Origin of the sequence: Neobacillus drentensis (genome assembly GCF_036966985.1) — a bacterium.
GTDB lineage: Bacteria > Bacillota > Bacilli > Bacillales > Cytobacillaceae > Neobacillus > Neobacillus drentensis_E.
The window spans coordinates 1-5866 of sequence record NZ_JBALSN010000296.1 but is presented as its reverse complement, the minus strand read 5'-3'; the positions used below and the strand labels follow the sequence as shown (position 1 = coordinate 5866).

General features: G+C 38.0%; 2 protein-coding genes. Both read left to right on the top strand.

Translation table 11 applies throughout. The annotated features are described in order from the left end of the window. The first annotated feature begins 225 nt into the window (after positions 1-225). Positions 226-4668, top strand: coding sequence for a discoidin domain-containing protein (locus V7659_RS19335; RefSeq protein ID WP_335541490.1), 4443 nt, complete (start codon positions 226-228; stop codon positions 4666-4668). 174 nt (positions 4669-4842) lie between these two features. Further along, positions 4843-5866: ABC transporter substrate-binding protein (locus tag V7659_RS19330; protein WP_335541488.1), on the top strand; the 1024-nt coding region annotated here is incomplete at its 3' end.

Here is a 5866-nt window from a genome sequence, read left to right as displayed (position 1 = left end):
CTTATATATTTAGATATATAAATATATAAAAATTAATAGTAGGGGTGGTGGGGATTAAAGTTTTAATGAATCAGACAAATTGCAAGTTTTTGAGTTTTTAAGGGGACTGTCTTTCTTTTCGTCCAATTGGATCCACTAGAAATGATATAAGCTAATTATCCATACGAAGAGTTAAAGACAATCGGAAATTCATTTTCGGAAAATCACTACAATTGGAGGTAGAATATGCGGCGACGTCAAGCTGGGTTAAAAAAACTGGTGAGCTTGTGCTTATCAGTGGGAATGTTGTTTTCGATGCTTCCCACAGCATCTGCTGAAACAACTGAAAAGGAGTACTCAATTAATAAAGTTTATGCCAATGAAACCTATAAGACTATAGGAAAAGTAGCTAAGATTTCAAAAGATCAGAATAACGTATACCTAAACCTAGAAACAGGAGAAAAAATAAAAATTACCTTCCTAAAAAATAATGTTTTTCGACTACATTTGGACCCAAAGGGTAATTTTGAAGAATATCCAACGCCCAACAAACCTGAGCATGAGACAAAAATTATCGACAAAAATGTTAACGATTACATAAAGCAATATGGAGAAATTGACATTAAGGTCGATGAAAGTGAAAACAATGTCTATAAAATATCTACTGATTCTTTAGAATTGAGAATAGATAAAACTACTTCAAGGATGAGTCTATATGATAAAAAAAGATCAAAGATTCTTTGGAGTGAAAGTGAACCGCTAAAACATTCAAACGGAAGTACAGTTCAAACTCTTGATACAAAAGAAAACGAATATTTTTATGGTGGAGGTCAACAGAATGGGTTTTATGCCCATAAGAATAATTCCATAAAAATTGCAATCGGGGGAGGTTGGGATGCAGGATCTGCATCAAGCCCAGTCCCTTTCTATTTAAGCACTGAAGGCTACGGGGTCATGCGAAATACCTTTAAACCAGGCGTTTATGATTTTACAAAAACGTCAACCTTTACTCACAATGAAGACAGATTTGACGCTTATTATTTTGTAGATGATTCAATGCCAAAAATCATTAACGAATATACAGAATTAACTGGGAAACCGGCACTTATGCCAAAATACGGTTTCTATTTAGGGCATGCGGACTGTTTTAATGGAACTCATAATGGTCATAAAGATCAACGAACACTCCAAACTACTGGGGTAAATACTTTAAATCAATATGTAGATAATGATATGCCTTTAGGATGGTTTTTACCAAATGACGGCTATGGATGCGGGTATGGAGGACTTGGTAATTTGGAGCAATTTGTTGATAAAGCAAATGATCAAAAAGTAGAGGTAGGCTTATGGACACAAAGCAATCTCTATCCAGACCCTAATCTACCCGCTGACAGCCCTTTACGAAGAGACCTTGACGGGGAAGTTAAAGCAGGTGTAAGAGCAATAAAGACGGATGTTGCATGGGTTGGGCAAGGATATTCCATGGCTTTAAATGCCACACGCCAAGCAGCGGAAGGAATTCAAAAAGAAGAAAATTCAGGTGGTGCACGCCCATTTGTTATTTCGCTAGATGGGTGGGCTGGTACTCAGCGTTATGCTGGATTATGGTCAGGTGACCAATATGGTGGTAATTGGGAGTATATAAGAATGCATATCCCTACTTATATCGGTGCAGGCTTATCAGGAAACCCAAACGTCGGCTCAGATATGGATGGAATCTTTGGCGGAGACGCAAAAGTTCAGACACGCGATTTCCAATGGAAGGCATTCACTCCCATCCAAATTGATATGGACGGCTGGGCATCGGGAGGCACTGATTATAGCAAGGCTAAAAATCCGTGGAATTACGGTGAACCGTTTGCATCCATTAACAGGATGTATTTAAAATTAAAGTCACAAATGATGCCTTATAACTATACGATTGCAGAGGAATCAACGGCAAAATCCATGCCAATGGTTCGAGGGATGATGCTGGAATATCCAAATGATCCATATACGTACGGGACAGAAACACAATATCAATATATGTGGGGGCCCAATCTATTAGTGGCACCAATATATGATGGAAACTCTAATTCAGTAGAAGTAAGGAACGATATTTATCTTCCCGATAAAGATCAAGTTTGGATCGATTATTTTACAGGTGAGCAATATCAGGGAGGTTCGGTTCTTCATAATTTTAGCGCTCCACAATGGAAGACTCCTGTATTTGTTAAGGCTGGGGCAATTATTCCAATGGCACCAGAAAACAATTCTATTAATGAATTAAATGGTTCGGAAAATAGAATATTTGATGTCTATCCATCAGGAAAATCAGAGTTTACTCTATATGAAGACGATGGGAAAACGGTTGAGTATAAGGAAGGGAAAAATACAAGAACTAAGGTCACCTCTGAAGTAATCGGAAACAAAGTTGATATAACCGTTCATGCCGCAAAAGGAAAGGGCTATAAAGGCATGGTGAAAGAGCGGGGTACAGAAGTAATTGTTAATACTCGTGTAAAGCCAAAGAATATACATCAGGTTAAGATTGAAAATAAAAATATTAAATTACGAGAAGTTACGAGTGAAGAGGAATATCAAAACTCGGAAAACGTGTACTTCTATAACGAGCATCCAAACCTGAACAAATATTCCACAAAAGGTTCACCATTTGAAAAGACTGAAATCATTACATCACCAAAGTTATATATTAAGGTTGGAAAAACAGACATCACGGAAAATGATATCACTTTTACAGTAAATGGCTTTGATAATACGCAAAAGAGAGAGGTAGTGGATGAAGCAGTACCAACTATTCCTTCAGGGCTCAATGCTGATGAGGCTAACATTACAGATCGAGATATTAAATTAAATTGGAATAAGGTTGATGGCTCGAATATAACCTATGATTTACTGATTGATGGAATTGTTCATACAAATGTGTTTAAGTCAAGTGATAGTGAGCAGGCACCGTTCTATCTTCATACAGGTTTAACAGCTGATAAAGAATATTCTTATCGAATAAGAGCAACGAATACCAAAGGTTCATCCGGCTGGAGTGATGAGATCAAGATAAGAACGAAGCTTGACCGATACAGAAATGTCCCTAAGGATATGACGGCAAAAGCAGATAGTGAACAGCCGGGACAAGAAGCATTTTTAGCTGTTGATGGAAAAGATGAAACATTGTGGCATACTGCATGGGGAGATGCGGGCAATAAACTGCCACATACCTTTGAGATCGATATGAAGTTAGCTTATGAATTAGATAAGCTCGAGTATGTTCCAAGACCAGATGCAGGGAATGGGACCATATTAAAATACAATTTAGATGTAAGTCTAGATGGTAAAACTTATAAAAATATCATCACTGATGGAATATTTGAGAGAAATAAGGAAACAAAAGTCATTGATTTTAAGGAAAATACTACTGCAAGGTATATTAAGTTGACCATTACAGGCTCTGTAGGCGGCTTTGGCAGTGCCCAGGAATTCAGACCATACAAAAAGGATAAAACAGAAGGAACGGTTGTAGGTGAAAATATACCAAATGGAAAAATTGATGAAGAAGATCTACTCTTCTTTGCAAGTTATATGGGTGTTGATCAAACGGATACAGCTTGGGGACAGGTATCAAGGGTTGATATCAATTTTAATGGTGTGATTGATGCCTACGATTTAATGTATGTAGCATCACAATTAGGTGAACGGCCGCTTCAGTCTACGGGCAGACCGGTTGCCGGACAATTGGATATCAGGCCTGACAAGCAGCAGTTAAAAGCAGGTGAGGAATTTTCAGTAGAAATAATCGGGGCGGGATTAAAGGATATCAATGCATTCAACTTAGAACTAAAGCTGGACCCGAACAAATATGAATTAGTAAAAGAGTGTAAACCTGAAGGGACATGTGATGAAAATATTGTTTCGCCTGCCAATGAAACAGCTAATATATTAAATTACTCCGCACTTGCGGGTATTGGAAATTCTGATCAACGAATTATGGCTGCATTTTCTAACAAGGGAACTCAAAATACATTAGAAGGTACGAAGACTTTAGCCACGATTAAGTTAAAGGCTAAGAAAGATCTTCAATTCGATATCCCGATTACCAGATCCTTACTGATTAATACATCCTTTGACACCATTGGTAAAATAGGAGAGGTTTTAAATCCTGGCCAGGAACCGGGAGAGGTTGAACAACCACAAGAGCCTAAGGAATTACAATTATCGAATAAAGATATGACAGTTACGGGTGAAGGGGAAAAGATGCAGGGCGGTGCAGCAGCTTTTGCCAATTTGATTGACGGTGTGATAAGTGAAGGTTCATTGGCGGAGCTGAAATGGCTGATCACTGAAAAAGATGGAATTTCACTACCGTTACACGTTGATTTTAACTTTACTAAACCACAAGAATTAACTAAATTTATCGTTTATAATCGCCCGCAATATACGAACGGCAAAATTAAAAAACTAAGTGCCAAAGCCTATACTGAAGCAGGAAAGGAATATGATTTAGGTACAAAAAATGTTCAATTTGACGATAAATCGGTCATTTTCGATCTTACTGAAGTTGCTATACCGACTGGAACTAAGTTTACAAAACTATCGATTCACTTTGAGGAGTCGCATAGTGGACCTCTTATGCTGTCTGTTGCAGAGGTAGAAGTTTTTGTAAAGAATCCTGCATATGTAGATCAATTAGAATAAATTTCTCTTATTTCCTTAGAGAAGAGAAATCATTAATATGATGGTTTCTTTTCTCTTTTTTGGGAGTAATTCAAAAAACACATATACCATTGACCCATCAACCTGTTTAGGATATATTTAAATTGTTGGAATAATTTGTATTAATTAACTTTTTGGAGAAAAGGGGGAAATAAAGTGGAAAAAAAGATAAGCAGTGTTATTTCGATCCTGTTGGTCGCTGTCTTATTACTTGCTGCATGCAGTAGTAGCAGTTCTTCTTCAGAGAAAACCACGATTAAGTATTGGTCAATGTGGAACAAAGGGGAACCGCAACAGGTTGTCATCCAAAAAATCATTGATGAATATGAGGATGCAAATCAAAATGTCAAAGTGGATGTACAATGGATGGGCCGTGAAGTTATGTCTAAAGTAAGAAATGCGGCTTTAAGCGGGGATGCACCGGACCTCACAGAGCAATCTGGGGCTGAAATTGAAGGGGCATTAATTAATAACAAGTTAGTAGAACCTTTAAATGACTTACTCTCTAAGAAGATTCCAAAGGAAGGAACAGCATTTCAAGATGTATTTATAGATGACATTCTTCCATTCTATCAAAAGGAAGGTAATACTTATTTTATCCCATATGAAATCATCAGCTCGGGTTTTCACTACAATGAAACCCTTTTCAAGAAATATGGAGTTGAACCCCCGGCCACTTGGGACCAGTTTGTGGAGATCAATAAGAAGTTCCAAAGTGAGGGTTTAGCTCCACTTGCTCAGGATGGTAATATCGATTTTTACAATGCTTATTATTATTACTGGTTAGTAGAACGCTTGATGGGCCCTGGTGCTCTAGTAAAGGCTGCTGGGGATAAGACAGGTGAAACATGGTCTCAACCAGAATATTTGGAAGCAGCGAAAAAGGTACAAGAGCTTGCAGATAACAAATTTTTTGCAGAAGGATATAAAGGAAGTCAATACCCTGCAGCACAAACTGCTTGGGCAAGCGGCAAGTCTGCGATGATTTTAGTGGGAAGCTGGCTGTCAAGTGAAACGGCTGAATATTCTTCCAAGGATTTTAAATATAAAGCTTTTCCTTTCCCGGAAGTGGAGGGTGGAAAAGGCGGCAAGGACCAAGCGGAACTTTACTTAATCGGATGGGTTGCTCCTAAGGGTGCCGACAAAAAAGCGGTTCAAGACTTCTTAGCCTTTGCCATGC

Bases quoted from the DNA above. Each gene is read 5' to 3' on its own strand.
- V7659_RS19335 (WP_335541490.1), top strand. From the start codon at position 226: ATGCGGCGACGTCAAGCTGGGTTAAAAAAACTGGTGAGCTTGTGCTTA.